This is a genomic window from Roseinatronobacter thiooxidans, assembly GCF_001870675.1.
GTDB classification, from domain to species: domain Bacteria; phylum Pseudomonadota; class Alphaproteobacteria; order Rhodobacterales; family Rhodobacteraceae; genus Roseinatronobacter; species Roseinatronobacter thiooxidans.
The window spans coordinates 1-15,856 of sequence record NZ_MEHT01000026.1; the positions used below are offsets into that span (position 1 = coordinate 1).

The following is a 15,856-nucleotide window of genomic DNA, read 5'->3' on the forward strand; positions in this document are numbered from 1 at the left end:
CGAAACCGGCAGCAGCTCACCGAAGGCAACGCCATCGATGAGCGGTTCGACGCCCTTCATGTCGTGCGCCTGGCCGGGCAGGAGAACGAAGTTGGCCAGGTTTCCGAGCGCGTCGACCAAAGCAACGATCTTGGTGGTCAATCCGCCGCGCGAGCGCCCAATGGCTTGATCCTGAGTCCCCCCCTTGCGCCGCTCGCCTTCTGGTGAGCCTGAACAATCGTGCCGTCGATCATTGCGTATTCGAAATCGGGAGTACAGCTGATTTCCTTGAAAATTTTCTCGAATACACCACCCTCAGCCCATCTGCGAGACCGTCGGAACACGCTGTTCCAGTTGCCAAAATCAGCAGGTAGGTCGCGCCACGGTAACCCAGTCCGCACACGCCATAGAACTGCTTCCAGAAACAGACGATTATCCTTGCCCGTCGCACCTCCTTCGCCCTGCTTGCCAGGCAAGTGGGGCGCAAGGCGGACCCAGACCTTATCCGTCAACACAAACCGCTCTTCGTTCATTCAAACCTCCATTTTGGAAGCTTGAATCAGACTTTAGACAGCTTGGGAATCTGGAGGGTTCTGTGAGGTCTGCGGACGCAACGCTGATGCTGCCACACGGCTGCCCGGCAGACCTCATTGAAGCCGGATTGAACGAACCCGCGGGGTGGTTTTGGGCTATGGGGATTGTGGCTCCGGCGTTGGCTTGGCGTGACAACTGCGAGGGCGAGCGGGCGGATGAACGGCGCCTAACAGTCGGCTGACGGGGCCATGGCTGGCCGTGATTGACCGCTGAACTGGTCCAGTTTGCTGGGCGCTGGTCTCACGGAGCGACCGGAACTGGCGCAACCGGGGCCTTGGCCCGTAGACGATCTGGCTGGTCCGCATGGAGGCGGGCCGCCGATGGGATATCTTTTGTTTGTCGTGAGCGCTCATGAGCTGCCGTTCCAGAATGGCCATTCGGGCGGTGCTTGACCGTGATACCAGACGGCGAGCCTGACCATTGATTGACCGCAACAGGGGCATGGCCGCGCAGCGGGTGCCGCCGTCATCGCGGGTTTGGCACGGATCTCGGTTTCTGATGCCTGGTCGGCCAGCAGCGCTCTGCACGCCATGAGGCGGGCAGCACGCTGCCCGTTGGCGAGGAAGCCGTAATGGCGGATACGGTGAAAGCTGTCCGGCACGGTATGAAGAAGAAAGCGCCGGATGAACTCTCCGGCATCAAGGGTCATCGTCCTGGGCCGACGACCATGGCGATAGTCACGCCAGCGGAACGTCACCTTGGCATCTGCCATGCTGACCAGACGTGAGTTGGCGATGGCGACACGATGGGTATACCGGCTCAGATAGGCCAGCACCTTATCTGGCCCGCCGAAGGGTGGTTTGGCATAAACCACCCAGTCTTGACGACCGGCTGATGTCATCAGCCGGTCGAAGGCCTGCGGGGCGGCGAGTCCGGCGATATCGCCGAAGAACTGTAGCAGCCCGGCCTCAAAGGCAGTGCGCAGCGCGTGAAGAAACAGTCGACGGAACAGGCGCGACAGCACCCGAACCGGTAGAAAGAAGTTGGGACGACAGGCGATCCAGCGCGTGCCATCGGGTGACGGGCCGCCACCCGGAACGATGCAATGGAGATGGGGATGATAACTCAGGGTCTGACCCCAGCTGTGAAGCACCGCGATGAGACCGATCCCGGCACCGAGATGTTTGGGGTCGGCGGCAATGATGCGCAGCGTCTCGGCGGCTGTCCGGAACAGGATGTTGTAGACGACCTTCTTGTTCTGGAAGGCTATGGATGCGATCTCGGCCGGCAGCGTGAAGACCACGTGGAAATAAGGCACCGGCAGAAGGTCGCCTGCCCGAGCTTCAAGCCAGTCGCGCGCGACCGCGCCCTGACACTTGGGGCAATGCCGGTTGCGGCAGGAATTATAGGCGACACGCACCACGCCGCAGGACCGGCACCCTTCGACATGTCCACCAAGCGCGGCCGTCCGGCACAGTTGGATCGCGGACATGACACGGCGCTCCACGCGTCCGAGGTGGCCGTCGTGTGCATGAATGTAGGCAGGACCGTGGCGACGGATGATATCCGCCACCTCCAAGGCGGGTGGCATGGCGCGAACTTCAACCGGGCACCACCACCTCAAGGCTCAGGCGATCAAACGGACTCTGCGTCTTCGCGATCGTCGTCGTGGCAACTTGCGTGTAGCGCGCAGTGGTCGACAGGTTGCTGTGCCCGAGCAGCACCTGGATGATGCGGATATCGACGCCGCTTTCAAGAAGATGGGTTGCGAAACTATGCCGCAAGGTGTGGACGCTGACCTTTTTGGTCAATCCCGCCGCCTTGGTCGCCGCCCGACAGGTGGAATGCAGCACCTGCACATCTATGGGTTTGTCGCCACGCCCGGGAAAGAGCCAATCCTTTGGTCTTGCCAGACGCCAGTAGGTTCGCAAGATGCCGAGAAGCTGTGGCGAAAGCATGACCGTGCGGTCCTTGGCGCCTTTGCCATGGCGGACCTGGAGCACCATGCGGTCACTATCGATATCCGTGACCTTCAGACTGACCGCTTCCGAGGCGCGCAGCCCTGCGGCGTAGGCCGTCGTCAGTGCCGCGCGCGCCTTCAGAGACGGCACCGCCTCAAGGAAACGCACGACTTCGTCGGCGCTCAGGATAGTCGGCAACTTGCGCGGCGTGCGTGCATAGGCGATCCGCTCAGGGATCTCTGCCCGGTTCAGCGTGACGCCAAAGAAAAAACGCAAGGCAAAAACTGTCTGATTGAGCGCTGGCCACGAAATACCCTGTGATACCAGGTAGACTTGGAAGGCCCGGACATCCTCCAGACCCAGCTGATCCGGTGATCGGTTGAAGTAGCGAGCAAATTTGGCAACGGCATGAAGATAGGATCGTTGTGTGGCCGGCGACAGGTTGCGAAGCGTCATGTCGTCGATCATACGGCGGCGCAGCGGGCTTACCGCTGATGTGGCATTTGCCATGGGATGGTCTCCTGATCAAAGGTTGGTCTCAGCAACCAAACCTTCCCATCAGGAGGCCATTCCCGCCAATAGCGACGCCCATCCCGCGTCAGCGGGTTCGTTCAATCCTGAATGTCCACAGGCCCTAAGCCTGCGACGGGGCTTGATGACAAATAATTTCGATTTCTGGACGCTCGCAACACGCCCGATAGCTGGTACACTTCTTGTATTCAGTCTGCTCTCGTTGGCTTATGGGCTGTATGGACAATATCGGCGTTCTAGCGATTTGCGGAAACCCGTAATCAAGGCCTGAATTTATAGCGAAAGCCGATTCTGTTACGCAAATCAGGTAATGGCCAAGATGTCCCTTTTCACAGACAGATGCATCCTAATGCCATCTTTGATGGGGATGCCAAGCGCGCTGAAGCCGTTGAGCAATGACCCATGTCGCGCCATTGATGGAGTTGATGGCGCCCGCTTCCAGCATCTCACTGTGCTTGCGCCCCAAGTTCATCGGAGAATTGTCCTTCGGTAAACTTGCGGCGTGTTCGCTATTCATGAACGGGCCAGCCCCCTTGATCGAGGGGCTGGCCTCACGCGCGTAATGCCTGTCTTTGACGATCTGCGCGTCGTTTTGTGCTGGGATATCCAGCGCATGTTCGCCTTAATGAAGCACGTCTTCAGGCGGTTTCATCCGCGTTGACGCGATCTGCAAGGTTCTGAAAGAACTTCGCTGCCAGTTTCTTCGCAGTTCCTTGGATCAACCGGCTGCCAAGCTGGGCCAGTTTGCCGCCGATGTCGGCCTGTGCGTCATAGCGCAGCAAAGTGCCGTCTTCATGCGGCTCAAGTTCGACAACCGCGCCGCCCTTGGCAAAGCCTGCCGCGCCACCATTGCCTTCGCCTGTCAGGGAAAACCGCTGTGGCGGTGCTTCGGGGTTCAGCGTAACAGTGCCGCTGAACTTGGCTTTCACAGGGCCGATTTTCAGCACGACTTTGGCTTCCAGCTCGGTATCGGAGTGTTTGATCAACTCCTCACATCCGGGAATGCACTCTTTCAGGATTTCAGGGTCATTCAATGCGGCATAAACCACGCTTTGTGGTGCGTTGATGATTATTTCGTCCTTCAGTTCCACGATGTGTTCCTTTTCTTAACAACAGGGAAATTTGACAGAGGCCAGAACATCCGCTTGTTCTGCGCTCAACGGGTGATGGAAGAATTTTTTGAACCGCTGGTAAGCGGTTTGTGGCAGCTTATGCGGCGCATTGAACTGCGCGCGGGCGGCTTCCAGATCGTGCGGGGTGTCAATGTCGGTGACAAAGGCGGATTCCGACGTGTGGAAGCTATGAACCAGTTCTGGCTGTGTCCGCGTCAGGTTGCGGCACCCCAGATTGACAGGGTCCGCCAGCATCCGCGCCCTGATGCGGGCAGGAATGATGATCGGGTTCCCTCTCACCCCGTTTACCGATGGCATCGTGATCCGGCCTTTTGCTTCGGTCTTATGGCTGTGCAGCAGCAGGGCCAGATGATCCACCCTCAGGTGGGGCTGGTCACCCAAGGCGAGGATATAGCTGTCAGCCTGCGGGGCTGCCCGCAGGCCAGCATCGACCGATGTCATCTGCCCCTGACTGAAATCAGGGTTCTGGATGAACTCGACAGGCAGGTCTTGCAATGCGTGGCGGATCGCGTGGCTTTCATGGCCTGTGACCACCAGCACAGGCCGGTGCGTCACGCCAGCGCAGGCTTTTACGACACGCCGCACCACAGGCTCATCCCCGACATGAAGCAGCAGCTTGTTACTTTCGCCCATGCGACGCGACAAGCCAGCGGCAAGAACGATTGCAACGGCATCAGACATGCGCCTTGCCCCGCTGGTCTGGTGTGCTACGCCGGATATGGGTGATCTGCGCCAAGATGGACAGCGCGATTTCATCCGGCGTAATCGCCTTTATTGCCAGCCCCGCAGGCGCGTGAACCCTTTCAAGCCCGGCCACAAAATCGCTATTCTCAGCGCTGAGCTTGGCCGCGATGGTGCTGAACTTTCTGGCGCTGCCGACAAAGCTTGTGTAGATGGCCCCTGCGTCTAGCGCTGCGCGCAAAGCGGCAAGATCGCCCTGTCCCTGTGTTGCGACCACAACATAGTCGCCCGTGGCGCTACCAAAACCCTGTACTATGTCATAAGTCTCGGTTGCGTCTATCGCTGTCCCTTCAGGGGCGCAGAGCGTGACCTTGAAATCAAACCTGACGCCCAGTTCGGCCAGCGCCAGTGCCACCAGACCTGTGCCAAAGATTGTAAGCCGTGGCAGGGGCAGAACCGGCTCTACGAACACATCCATGGTGCCTTTGGACGGGCAGCCGTTTCGGGCAAAGCGCACGCCATCGCGTAGCTCTCCGGCGGCAAGGCCTTCGGTCTCCAGCAATTCTTGCGGGCGCAGCGAGATAAACTGAGGCTCGCCCGAGGTGATTGCCTCGCGGGCGGCGCGGCCCACAGCGCCGCGTGCGCATCCGCCCCCGACCCATCCCATCAGGAAGTTCCCGTCTTTGTCCAGCAAGGCCTTGCCGCCCGGTTTGGCAGATGTGGCATTGACGGTGCGCACCACTGTTGCCATCGCGAAAGGCACCGCTTTGGTCTTGAGCGATTGCATCATGGATTCAAGTCTGGCGTGTTCCGTCTGCGAGAGTTTCATAACCGTGCCAATCTGTGTTCAAGGGCTGCCAGATCATTCAGGGTTGCTGCCGCTGCGAAATCGTCCAGATGTGGCAGGGCTGCGGCCATTCCTTGGGCAATGGGGGCATAATCCTTCCACCCTTTCAAAGGGTTCAGCCAGATGATCCGGCAGCCGCGGCGGCGCAGTTTCTGCAACGCGCCCGCCATATTGCCGGGCGCATCCGTGTCGTACCCATCCGACAAGATCAGCACGACAGACCGGCCATCGACAAATTTGCGCGCATAGCTGTCGGCAAAGCGTTGCAGATTGCCCGCAATCCGCGATCCGCCCCCAAAGCCGTCGGCCAGAAGCGTGATCCGGTTGAGTGCGCGCAAGGGGTCGGGGTCGCGCAACGCATCGGTAATGCGCACCAGTCGGGTGTGAAACAGGTAGGCGTCGCTGGCAGTGTCGGCGCGCATCAGACCGGCCAGAAATGCCAGAAAGGGCCGCGCGTAATGCATCATGGACCCGGACACATCGCACAATGCGACAATCTTGACTGGCCTGTCAGGGCGGTGCCGCCAGACCAGCCGCAAGGGTTCGCCGCCCGTGGACATGCTGCGCCGCATGGTGCGGCGCAGGTCGATGGTGCGGCCCTTGCGGGCGGCCATCTGCCTGCGTGATCGGCGATCGCGCAGCGCCTTGCCCAGCCGGATTGCGACCTGTTCCGCCGCGCGGATCTCATCTGCGGATACCAGTTCGCGCAGGTCTTTCTTCATCAGGTTTCCAGCTTTGGACGCAATCAGTTTGCCGGTCCCTTCGGCATAGGAGTCTTGCCCCTCTGCGCCGTCTTCGGGGGCATGAAGACTGCCCTTTGCGCCTGAATGCTGCGTTTCATCCGTGCGGGTGGTGTTGGTATTCTGCGGGGGGCTTGCGTGTTGCGCGGGCATGATCTTTTGGCGCACGCGCCCATCGGCCATCCAGAATGCATCGAACAGCAGATCGAATTGCGTGCATTGTTCACCAGAGCCGGCACAGACAGACTTTAACGCAAGGCGGGCATCCTTGGGGGTGATGGGGTGAACACAGGACAGCGCGCGCATTGCGGTTTCGGTTTCTGCCACGCCAAGGTGAAAGCCATGCGCGCGTAAATGCGCCAGAAACCCTGCCACACGGGCGGCGGGGCCGGGGTCGGCTGCGGTGAAGCGGGTAACCTTGCTCATGCGGCCTTGCCTGCGATGCGGGCTGCAACCTCAATGGGCACTGCGGCGCGGTCGGTTTGCGTTTTCAGCAAGGTGGCAAGGGCTGCATGCAGGACGGCCGGATCATCGCTAAGATCCTTGATCCCCAACCCGCCCAAGGCGGCGGCGAAATCCAGCATTTCGGCGATGCCGGGCAGCTTTTCCAGTTCTTCCTCGCGCAGTTTTTGTACAAAGCCCACGATCTGCGCGGCCAGATGCCCTTCAACCTGCGGGCAGCGTGACGCAAGGATGGCCAGTTCCGTCTGCCTGTCGGGGTATTCGACATGCGCATAGATACAGCGCCGCCGCAGCGCGTCGGAAAGATCGCGCGTGCCATTGGCGGTCAGGATCACCATAGGGCGGGCGCTGGCGGTGATGGTGCCTAATTCGGGGATGGTGATCTGGAAATCGGACAGCACTTCCAGAAGATAGGCTTCAAATTCTTCATCCGCGCGGTCGATTTCATCTATCAGCAGCACGGGCGGTTTTTCCTGCCGGATCGCTTTCAACAACGGGCGCTCCAGCAGGTAGTCTTGCGAGAAAATACGCGCCTCTACGTCCGCTCCGGTTTCGCCAGCATCAGAGGCCGCACGAATGGCCAGCAACTGGCGCTGGTAATTCCATTCATAGATCGCATGGTTGGCGTCCAGCCCCTCATAGCATTGCAGGCGGATCAGGTCGGTGTCATGGACCGTTGCCAAGGCGCGGGCCACTTCGGTTTTGCCCACCCCTGCCGCCCCTTCCAGCAGCAGCGGACGGCCCAGCGAGACCGCAATATGCAGCGCCATCGCCAGATCGTCCGAGGCGATATACCCTGTTCCCGCAAGACGGGTCTGAATGTCTGTCCATGTTGCCATTTGCTATGTGCGGGGCGGCGCGATTGCGCGCGCGCACCCCGCCCTTCCTGTCAGTGGTGCAGGCCAAGCGCGTTGGCGGTTTGCCAGATGCGCCAATGGTCATGCGGCATGTTGGTGTGACGGTTGCCGAACGGACGGAACGCATCCTGCACCGCATTCGAGAAGCAGGGCACACCACCCACATGCGGGCTTTCGCCAACACCCTTGGCCCCGATAGGGTGGTGGGGGCTGGGGGTGACAGTGTGATCTGTCTCGTAATTCGGGACTTCCCATGCGGTCGGCAGGAAGAAATCCATCAGGGTGCCGGTTTTGACATTGCCCATCTCATCATAGGCAATCTCTTGCCCCAAGGCGACGGCCAGCGCTTCTGTCAGGCCCCCATGAATTTGCCCTTCTATGACCATCGGGTTGATCCGCGTGCCACAGTCATCCAGCGCATAGAAACGGCGGATATCTGTCACGCCTGTGTCCACATCAATATCCATGACACAAACATAGGCCCCGAACGGGTAGGTCATGTTGGGCGGGTCGTAATAGCTGACCGCCTCCAGGCCCGGCTCGATGCCCGGAATGGCTTGGTTATAGGCGGCATAAGCGATTTCGCCCATGGTCTTGAACCGCTCTGGCGCGCCTTTGACGACGAAACGATCCACGTCGAATTCGACATCATCATCATGGACTTCCAACAGATAGGCCGCGATCATCTGCGCCTTGGCGCGGATTTTACGCCCCGCCATGGCTGTCGCCGCGCCCGCAACCGGCGTAGAGCGTGAACCGTAGGTGCCAAGACCATAAGGCGCGGTGTCGGTGTCGCCTTCTTCAATCGTGATCGAATCCGCCGGAATACCGATTTCCGAGGCAAGGATCTGCGCGAAGGTGGTGGCGTGGCCCTGTCCCTGGCTGATCGTGCCAAGCCGCGCAATCGCCGATCCGGTCGGATGGATGCGGATTTCGCAGCTGTCGAACATGCCCATGCCCAGAATATCGCAATTCTTGACAGGGCCTGCGCCGACGATTTCGGTAAAGAAAGACAGGCCAATGCCCATCAGCGTGCGGGTTTCGCCGCGTTTGAACGCCTCGACCCGTTCGGCCTGCTCCTTGCGCAGCCCGTCATAATCCACAGCCTTCAGCGCCTTATCCCAAGCCGTGTGATAGTCGCCACTGTCATATTCCCAGCCCAAAGCGGATTGGTAGGGGAACTGCTCTTTCTTGATGAAGTTGATGCGGCGCAGCTCTGCGGGGTCCATGTCCATCTCGATGGCCAGAACCTCGATCATGCGCTCGATGAAATAGACCGCTTCGGTCACGCGGAAGGAACAGCGGTATGACACGCCGCCCGGTGCCTTGTTGGTATAGACGCCATCGACACCCAGATAGGCGATGGGAATGTCATAAGAGCCTGTGCAGATATTCATGAAACCGGCGGGGAATTTCGTCGGATCGGCGCAGGCATCGAACGCGCCATGGTCTGCGGTTACATGGCAATGCAGGCCAGTGATTTTGCCCTCTTTCGTGGCGCTGATCTTGCCTGTCATCCAGTAGTCGCGGGCAAAAGCCGTGGTCATCAGGTTGTCCATCCGGTCTTCCACCCATTTGACAGGCACACCCGTCACGATAGATGCCACAATCGAACAGACATAACCGGGATAAACCCCAACCTTATTGCCAAACCCGCCGCCAATATCCGGCGAGACGACGCGGATGTTATGCTCTTCAATGCCGGACAAAAGCGACGCGACCGTGCGCACCACATGCGGGGCCTGAAACGTGCCCCACAGGGTCAGCTTGCCATTCACCTTGTCCATGCTGGCAACACAACCGCAAGGCTCTAGGGGGCAGGGGTGTGTCCTGTGATAATACATCGAGGCTTCGGCAACCACATCGGCATCATCGATGACCGCGTTGGTGCCCGCCTCATCGCCCACTTCCCATGTGAAGATGTGGTTGTGGTGCTTGCGCGGCCCATGCGCGCCGGGGGCTTTCGGATCAAGGTCTTCGCGCAGCACGACATCGGATTGCAGCGATTTGATGGGGTCTACGATGACGGGCAGTTCTTCATACTCTACCTCGACCAGTTCAATCGCATCTGCCGCGATATAGCGATCCTTGGCGACAACAAAGGCAACTTCCTGCCCCTGAAACAGCACCTTGCCATCGGCAAGAACCATTTGCTTGTCACCTGCCAATGTGGGCATCCAGTGAAGTGACAGCGGCGCAAGATCCTGTGCAGTCAGGACAGCGACCACGCCTTCAAGCGCCATTGCGGCCTCGGTGTTGATGGATTTGATCCGCGCATGTGCATAGGGCGAGCGCACAAAGTCACCTGTCAGCATCCCCGGCAGGCTGATGTCATCGACATAGTTGCCTTTCCCTTGGGTGAAACGCGCATCTTCAACGCGCTTGCGCGAACAGCCCATGCCTTTGAGGTTGGCAACCCGCGCGTCGCGCTCTGGGGTCATGTCGTTCATTGTGCTGCCTCCTTGGATGCATTGATCTCTGCCGCAGCAGACAGAATGGCTTTCACGATGTTCTGGTAGCCGGTGCAGCGGCAGATATTGCCTGCAATTCCAAAGCGAACCTCCTTTTCGGTTGGGTTCGGATTTTCCTGCAAAAGCCGATGGGCGCGGGTGATCATGCCCGGTGTGCAAAAGCCGCATTGCAGGCCGTGATGTTCCTTGAAATTGGTTTGCAGAACATGCAGCGCATCTGGTGTGCCAAGCCCCTCGATCGTGGTGATCTCGGCACCTTGTGCCTGCACTGCGAACATGGTGCAGGATTTTACGGATTTGCCATTGATCTCGACAGTGCAGGCACCGCAATGCGACGTCTCGCAGCCGACATGCGGCCCCTTCATGCCGATCTTTTCGCGCAGCACATAGACCAGCAATTCGCGCGGTTCGACCAGCACTTCTTCTGTCTGGCCGTTGACCGTCATTTTCAGGATTTGTTTTGTCATTGTGTCCTCCCTCACGCCCGTGACCAGGCGCGCTCGATCGCGCGGGCAATAATGACCCCGGCGACGTGCATTTTGAATTTTACTGGCCCACGGTTGTCTTCGGTGGGGTCAATATCGGCCAGCGCTGCGGCAACTGCGGCCTTTACCGCCGCCGTGTCGCATGTGCCCCCGATCAGGGCTTCTGCCGCCGCTTCGGAGAAGACGGGAACATCGCTCAGGTTTGTCATTGCAACCGAGGCCGATGTCACAACCCCGTTTTCCTTGGTGATCAGAACAGCACAGGCCGCTGTCGCATAGTCACCGATTTTGCGTTTCTGCTTTTCATAGGCGTAGCCCGCAGTGGTGGCGTCAAGGCTGATATGGGTCAGGATTTCCGCATCGTCGCGGTCGGTGGTATAGGCGGCTTCGTAGAAGTCGCGTGCCTGCACGGTGCGGGTGCCATTAGGCCCTTCCAGCGTGAATGTTGCATCAAGGCACTGCATCAGCCCCGGCATGTCATTGCCAGGGTCACCATTTGCGACATTGCCGCCGATGGTTCCCATATAGCGCACCTGCGGGTCTGCAATCTGCAAGGCCGCTTCGCGCAACAAAGGGGCCGCAGCGTGCAGGGCGTCATTGGTAATCAGCTCGTGCTGGGTGGTCATTGCGCCGATTGTGATGCGTCCGCCTTCGATCGTGATCCCTTTCAGCGACGATATGTCCTGCAAGTCGATCAGATGCGGCACATCTGCCATGCGCAGTTTCATCATCGGGATAAGGCTGTGCCCCCCCGCTAGAACACGCGCATCATCGCCGTGTTCTACCAAGATGGATAATGCGCCACGAATGTCTGCGGGGCGGTGATATTCGAATGCAGCGGGTATCATTTTCGCTCCTCCCTGAAGCTGGTATTCCGCGGAATACAAGTTCAGGAGCAGCCTAGATTCCTAGCAAAACTACATGAAATGCAGGGGTCCGCGCACGAAATGCGAATATTCCGCACGAAATGCGCGCTACGGATAGTCGCCGTCTGCGACGCGTCGTCGCAGACGGGTCACACACCCAGCCGGTTGCGTACGGTTTTCATGTAAGATCGGCTGACAGGGGCTTCGGCTAGGGCTGCGCCTTCTTTAAAATAGCACAGGCCGTTGTCTTTCCTCCGCTCGAAGCGGGTCACAAACCCCAGATTGACCAGATAGCTGCGATGGCACTTCAGCAGGTTTTCAGGGCTGACGCGTTCTTCTATCTCGGAAATCGACCATGGACAGAACAACCGCCCCGAGGCATGAAACAGCGACGTATAGCGCCCCTCAGCCCGCACGGCGAACACCTCTTCCTCTGGTACAAAGTGAATCAGGCCGTGCTTCTCGAAGGGTAGCTTTCTAATCGACTGTTCGGCATATGGCGGGGCCAAAGCTGTCGCGGGCGCAGGAAGAAATGCGTCGCTGGCACCTGTAGGGCCATGTGCAGGGCTTGCGCTGGGCTGTGCCCCAGTTTTCGGGTCTTCGCTAAAGGTGACGCCGACAAGAAGGAACGCCCCGCAAATCACAAAGGCACTCAGGGTGACGCCCAGCCCCATGATTTCATTGTCCAGCCAGAAGCCCGGCTCTCTGACACCGGCCTGCGCAATAAACTGGGTGCCTGCCATGGCAATGAAATGCACCGAAAAGGCAGAAACCCCGAAACCCAGCGTACCGATGACAATATTCCGGCTTTCGCGTTTGCCATAACAGACCCAGAATGATGCAACGCACAGAATAAGTGATGAGACCACCGCGATGGCGATGCCTGCCATGGAGTAGTCGGGGCGCACCCCCTTTATGCCCGACATCCCGATATAATGCATTGCAACGATCCCAATACCGACACACAGGCCCGCCAGCGTAATGCGCCGGGGCGTACGCGCTCCGAAATGCACCAGCAACAGTGCGATACCCGTTAGCAAGATTGCAACGAGTGCGGAAATCAGGGTGATCAGGGCATCATAGTAAAACTGCACCGGCAGGGTCATGCCCAGCATGGCAACGAAATGCATGGACCAGATGCCACTGCCAAGCGACAGCGCTGACAGTGTCACAACCAGCTTGCGATGCCCCGTCGCCATCTTCGAGGCGCCCCGTGTCAGCGAAAGCCCCGTGAAACCCGACATCAGCGCAACGGCGAATGCGGCGGCCATGAGAAAGTGGTTGTGACCATGTTCAAGCATTCGACTATCTTATCCGGATCGATGATTTTTGCAACACTTGCTATCGGTGACAGAAATTTGCGGCGCCTAAACACACGCCCGGATGTGCTGGATATAAAATGTCTGGCGGCCGGGCAGGGGGGCAGGCCTCTTGGCACCTGTGCGGTTGGCCGAGAGGATTTTGCATCATCATGTTTTCAGGTGCGTCTGTTCCTTGTTGACGCAACCTGTTGCCAGCCCAGTTTACCCTTAGGAACCCCAAGACCAAACATATGGAGCAGGGCCAAGATGCACCTCAATGCAGATTTCAGCCAGCGCGCGCTTGTGCGCTTTGACCAGGGGCGATGGGTAGACTCCCCTATGCCAGGTGTGCAGCGCAGAATGCTGGACCGGATCGGAGACGAGGTCGCGCGCGCGACCAGTATCGTACGCTTCGCCCCCGGCAGTGCCTTTTCACCGCACACCCATGCGGGGGGCGAAGAATACCTAGTGCTTGATGGCGTCTTTCAGGATGAGGATGGCGATTTCCCGACGGGATTCTATGTGCGTAACCCACCGACATCTGCGCATAGGCCAGCAGCACGGGACGGGGCGACAATTCTGGTCAAGCTGCATCAGTTCGACCTCGCGGATCGCACGCAGGTCCAGATCGACAGTGGTGCTGCCAATTCGGTCCAGACCGCCCCGGGCATAACGACGGTGCCTTTGCACAAGGATGACCGCGAATATGTCGCAATGGAACGCTGGGCACCCGGTGCAATGCGCAGCCTCGATGCGTCGGGCGGGCTTGAAGTTTTCATTCTCGCGGGCGCACTCTCTGAAGGGGCAGATACGCTGACCCGTTGGGACTGGTTGCGCCTGCCCGCAGGGTCGCAGTTTAGCGCCACAGCAGGCCCTGACGGCGCGCATTTCTGGTTCAAAACGGGCCATCTGCGTCATGTTGCAGGACCGGCATTTTGACCGCAGCAACAGAAATCTGCATCATCGGCGCTGGGCTTCTCCTGCTCGCGGCACTTGCTGCATCGAGCAGCAGCTCTTGGCGAATGTCGACAATCTGAGCTGGCATGCCCAGCGGATTGATCGGATAATATGTAGCGGGGTTTAGAAAGAGCGGGTCAATGACACAGACACGCGCGTGTTGCGCCATGTATGCAGGGCACTGTTGGAGCGTTGCCGCGTGCTCGAAGCCTCGATCACCGGAATATACTTGCCCAGCGTCACATCGCGGTGCATCGCACGCAGGCCGAACCCGCTTGTCATGTCCTTGCGCATGATCCCGAATAGCGGGTCGCGGTCATCGCGCCGGTGGTCCTGCACAAAAGCATCTGCCCCAAGCATCAGCCCACCTGCAAAACTTTGCTGCGCGCCCAGCCCAACCCGCAGGCTGCGCCCCGCCTCATGCCCCGCGCGTGCGCTGACGCGCGAGATGGCAGCGGTTCCTGTTACAAACAGATCTGTGCGCAGGGCATGGCGCATCTCGACCGAGGCTGACAGGCGTGGTCCATCGAGTGAAGGATGGTTGGCAAACCGCCAATCGACTGCTTCGGCGCGCAACCGCAGCAGCGAAGCATGGCCCAGCCGCTGCGACCAACTCAGATGCACCCCCACACCCTGCCCGAAACTGCGCCCCCCAAGGGAGCGCCGCGCCACGGACCCCGTGATCTGCCAGTCATGCCCCGCCATGGTCTGTCCCTGAAAGCCAACATCCCCCCGCAGCGTGATGTCGTGCAAGGCGCGATCTTCATACAGGCGGGCTGAAACGCGCGCCCCGATGCGCAGCCGCAGGCCTTGCGCAACCTGCGGCATCAGCGCCGCACCTGCATCAATATGCAGCCCCGTCGCGCGCGCAGCCTGTGCGCTGGGGTTCAGGCGGAATGGCAGCCCACCGATCCAGATTGTATCGGTGTCGGTGCGCTGGGCGGGGTTTGTTTCCGGAACGATGGCGAAACGGAGCCAACCTTCGCGGTCGCGTTGCGCTTCTATACGCGCGAGCAGCGCATCCAGTTGCGCGCGGTCATCCGCGCTGAGCGGGGCCGCGCGCACCTGTAACAGATGAAATCGGGCGCGGTCCTGCGCGCCCGATTGCAGCAGTGCGATTGCCAGCCTGAGCCGTGCGTCTGGATCGGCCGGATTTGCAGAGACCTGACGGTTTAACGCCGCAAGGCTATGCTGTGCGCCTTCGGTCCCCGCTTGCGCGGACAGCCCAGTGGGGGCCAGCGACGCAAATATTGCCAGTCCCGCAAGGGCACATGCGCGAAACTGGGGCAGACAACACGCGCGCCAAATGACGCGAACACCCGCCAGTAAGCACGTGACCCAGTGTGTCCAGTTCAAGGAAATCACTGGCGTTCGATATACCAAGTGCCCCCGACCGAGTAATCAGAGACCCCGCCGGGCCGCCACCAGCTTCCTGCGGCAGGGCCATGCGCTGCCTGACCGCCCGAACCGGCAAATGCGCCGCCCAGCATCAAGTTGGCTTGTCCCGTCTCGCCATCAAGGGTCACGTCACCCGCGAAATTCGCCATGATCGCCCCTGTTGTCAATGTCATACCGGCAACGGATGTCTGAGAGATATTCATGGTACTGGGCGGGCCAGCGGCTGCGGTGGTCAGTTCGTTTTCATAGGTCACATCCTCGTCGCCGACTGTGCCCCGAATGTTATGTACGCGCCCGGACACGCTTTGCGATGTGGCATCAGCAAAGGCCTGTCCAAAACTGAGCTGCAGCTCGATATCACCCAGCAATGTGCCGATTGGCGTGTTGCCTTCATTCAGGATGGTCTTGACCGAACCTGCATAATTCGCACTGCCAGCCGTGGGCATGTCAGTCGTTGGGATCATGCTGGATATCTGGTCAAAGCGGGTGTCATGCTGGCCTGCTGTCGCGGCCCCGCCGCCACCTGCCCCGCCACCACCGCCGCCGGCTGCGCCACTGCCACCGCCACCGCCACCAAGACAGCCCGCCAGTGCGACAGTCGCCGAAATCAATGCACCCGTGCGGATCATAGAAACCCTTTTGAACATGCCTTC

15 protein-coding genes and 1 pseudogene are annotated in these 15,856 nt (G+C 59.7%); 2 read left to right on the top strand and 14 right to left on the bottom strand.

Going from position 1 to position 15,856, the window contains the following annotated elements; all coding sequences use genetic code 11:
• The 3 genes and pseudogenes from BG455_RS11430 to BG455_RS11440 form a co-directional block, all read right to left on the bottom strand.
• A pseudogene (locus BG455_RS11430) lies at nt 1-512 on the bottom strand (IS5 family transposase); the annotation flags it as partial.
• Nucleotides 513-922: 410 nt separating this feature from the next.
• A complete protein-coding gene (locus tag BG455_RS11435) occupies nt 923-2,104 on the bottom strand; it encodes an IS91 family transposase (protein WP_071470145.1) in 1,182 nt (393 codons plus the stop codon).
• Between the two features lie 10 nt (nt 2,105-2,114).
• Nucleotides 2,115-2,984: a tyrosine-type recombinase/integrase gene (locus BG455_RS11440; protein WP_071470146.1), complete on the bottom strand. Its 870-nt coding sequence runs from the start codon at nt 2,982-2,984 to the stop codon at nt 2,115-2,117.
• Nucleotides 2,985-3,400: 416 nt separating this feature from the next.
• Here BG455_RS11440 and BG455_RS17345 point away from each other — a divergent pair, with 416 nt between their 5' ends.
• Nucleotides 3,401-3,568: a hypothetical protein gene (locus BG455_RS17345; protein WP_170124799.1), complete on the top strand. Its 168-nt coding sequence runs from the start codon at nt 3,401-3,403 to the stop codon at nt 3,566-3,568.
• A 75-nt stretch (nt 3,569-3,643) separates the two neighbouring features.
• Here BG455_RS17345 and BG455_RS11445 read toward each other — a convergent pair whose 3' ends face one another.
• From BG455_RS11445 to BG455_RS11485, 9 genes are all read right to left on the bottom strand, one after another.
• On the bottom strand, nt 3,644-4,096 hold the full coding sequence (locus tag BG455_RS11445) for an SRPBCC family protein (RefSeq protein ID WP_071470147.1): 453 nt from the start codon (nt 4,094-4,096) through the stop codon (nt 3,644-3,646).
• A gap of 15 nt (nt 4,097-4,111) precedes the next feature.
• Complete coding sequence (locus BG455_RS11450; RefSeq protein ID WP_071470148.1) at nt 4,112-4,819, bottom strand: nucleotidyltransferase family protein; 708 nt, start codon at nt 4,817-4,819, stop codon at nt 4,112-4,114.
• Entirely contained in the window at nt 4,812-5,648 is an 837-nt protein-coding gene (locus BG455_RS11455; protein ID WP_071470149.1) for an XdhC family protein, read from the bottom strand. The genes BG455_RS11450 and BG455_RS11455 overlap by 8 nt, the downstream gene beginning before the upstream one ends.
• Nucleotides 5,645-6,832: a vWA domain-containing protein gene (locus BG455_RS11460; RefSeq protein ID WP_071470150.1), complete on the bottom strand. Its 1,188-nt coding sequence runs from the start codon at nt 6,830-6,832 to the stop codon at nt 5,645-5,647. Before BG455_RS11460 ends, BG455_RS11455 begins: the two co-directional genes overlap by 4 nt.
• Complete coding sequence (locus tag BG455_RS11465; protein ID WP_071470151.1) at nt 6,829-7,707, bottom strand: AAA family ATPase; 879 nt, start codon at nt 7,705-7,707, stop codon at nt 6,829-6,831. The genes BG455_RS11460 and BG455_RS11465 overlap by 4 nt, the downstream gene beginning before the upstream one ends.
• Before the next feature lie 50 nt (nt 7,708-7,757).
• Complete coding sequence (locus BG455_RS11470; protein ID WP_071470152.1) at nt 7,758-10,175, bottom strand: aerobic carbon-monoxide dehydrogenase large subunit; 2,418 nt, start codon at nt 10,173-10,175, stop codon at nt 7,758-7,760.
• The gene (locus BG455_RS11475) at nt 10,172-10,663 is read right to left on the bottom strand and encodes a (2Fe-2S)-binding protein (RefSeq protein WP_071470153.1); all 492 of its coding nucleotides are present in this window, start codon (nt 10,661-10,663) and stop codon (nt 10,172-10,174) included. Before BG455_RS11475 ends, BG455_RS11470 begins: the two co-directional genes overlap by 4 nt.
• An 11-nt stretch (nt 10,664-10,674) precedes the next feature.
• On the bottom strand, nt 10,675-11,529 hold the full coding sequence (locus BG455_RS11480) for an FAD binding domain-containing protein (RefSeq protein WP_071470154.1): 855 nt from the start codon (nt 11,527-11,529) through the stop codon (nt 10,675-10,677).
• Between the two features lie 167 nt (nt 11,530-11,696).
• A complete protein-coding gene (locus tag BG455_RS11485; protein WP_245735538.1) occupies nt 11,697-12,818 on the bottom strand; it encodes an MHYT domain-containing protein in 1,122 nt (373 codons plus the stop codon).
• Nucleotides 12,819-13,115: 297 nt separating this feature from the next.
• Between BG455_RS11485 and BG455_RS11490 the strand changes: the two genes are divergently transcribed.
• The gene (locus tag BG455_RS11490; protein ID WP_071470156.1) at nt 13,116-13,787 is read left to right on the top strand and encodes a cupin domain-containing protein; all 672 of its coding nucleotides are present in this window, start codon (nt 13,116-13,118) and stop codon (nt 13,785-13,787) included.
• Nucleotides 13,788-13,928: 141 nt separating this feature from the next.
• Here the strand turns inward: BG455_RS11490 and BG455_RS11495 are convergent, their stop codons facing one another.
• Together BG455_RS11495 and BG455_RS11500 are read right to left on the bottom strand one after the other, a co-directional pair.
• Nucleotides 13,929-14,870, bottom strand: coding sequence for a surface lipoprotein assembly modifier (locus BG455_RS11495; RefSeq protein ID WP_170124800.1), 942 nt, complete (start codon nt 14,868-14,870; stop codon nt 13,929-13,931).
• A 296-nt stretch (nt 14,871-15,166) separates the two neighbouring features.
• Entirely contained in the window at nt 15,167-15,850 is a 684-nt protein-coding gene (locus BG455_RS11500; RefSeq protein ID WP_170124801.1) for a hypothetical protein, read from the bottom strand.
• Nucleotides 15,851-15,856 lie beyond the last annotated feature (6 nt).

Bases quoted from the DNA above. Each gene is read 5' to 3' on its own strand.
- BG455_RS11435 (WP_071470145.1), bottom strand. From the start codon at position 2,104: ATGCCACCCGCCTTGGAGGTGGCGGATATCATCCGTCGCCACGGTCCT.
- BG455_RS11440 (WP_071470146.1), bottom strand. From the start codon at position 2,984: ATGGCAAATGCCACATCAGCGGTAAGCCCGCTGCGCCGCCGTATGATC.
- BG455_RS17345 (WP_170124799.1), top strand. From the start codon at position 3,401: ATGACCCATGTCGCGCCATTGATGGAGTTGATGGCGCCCGCTTCCAGC.
- BG455_RS11450 (WP_071470148.1), bottom strand. From the start codon at position 4,819: ATGTCTGATGCCGTTGCAATCGTTCTTGCCGCTGGCTTGTCGCGTCGC.
- BG455_RS11455 (WP_071470149.1), bottom strand. From the start codon at position 5,648: ATGAAACTCTCGCAGACGGAACACGCCAGACTTGAATCCATGATGCAA.
- BG455_RS11460 (WP_071470150.1), bottom strand. From the start codon at position 6,832: ATGAGCAAGGTTACCCGCTTCACCGCAGCCGACCCCGGCCCCGCCGCC.
- BG455_RS11465 (WP_071470151.1), bottom strand. From the start codon at position 7,707: ATGGCAACATGGACAGACATTCAGACCCGTCTTGCGGGAACAGGGTAT.
- BG455_RS11470 (WP_071470152.1), bottom strand. From the start codon at position 10,175: ATGAACGACATGACCCCAGAGCGCGACGCGCGGGTTGCCAACCTCAAA.
- BG455_RS11475 (WP_071470153.1), bottom strand. From the start codon at position 10,663: ATGACAAAACAAATCCTGAAAATGACGGTCAACGGCCAGACAGAAGAA.
- BG455_RS11480 (WP_071470154.1), bottom strand. From the start codon at position 11,529: ATGATACCCGCTGCATTCGAATATCACCGCCCCGCAGACATTCGTGGC.
- BG455_RS11485 (WP_245735538.1), bottom strand. From the start codon at position 12,818: ATGGCCGCCGCATTCGCCGTTGCGCTGATGTCGGGTTTCACGGGGCTT.
- BG455_RS11490 (WP_071470156.1), top strand. From the start codon at position 13,116: ATGCACCTCAATGCAGATTTCAGCCAGCGCGCGCTTGTGCGCTTTGAC.
- BG455_RS11500 (WP_170124801.1), bottom strand. From the start codon at position 15,850: ATGTTCAAAAGGGTTTCTATGATCCGCACGGGTGCATTGATTTCGGCG.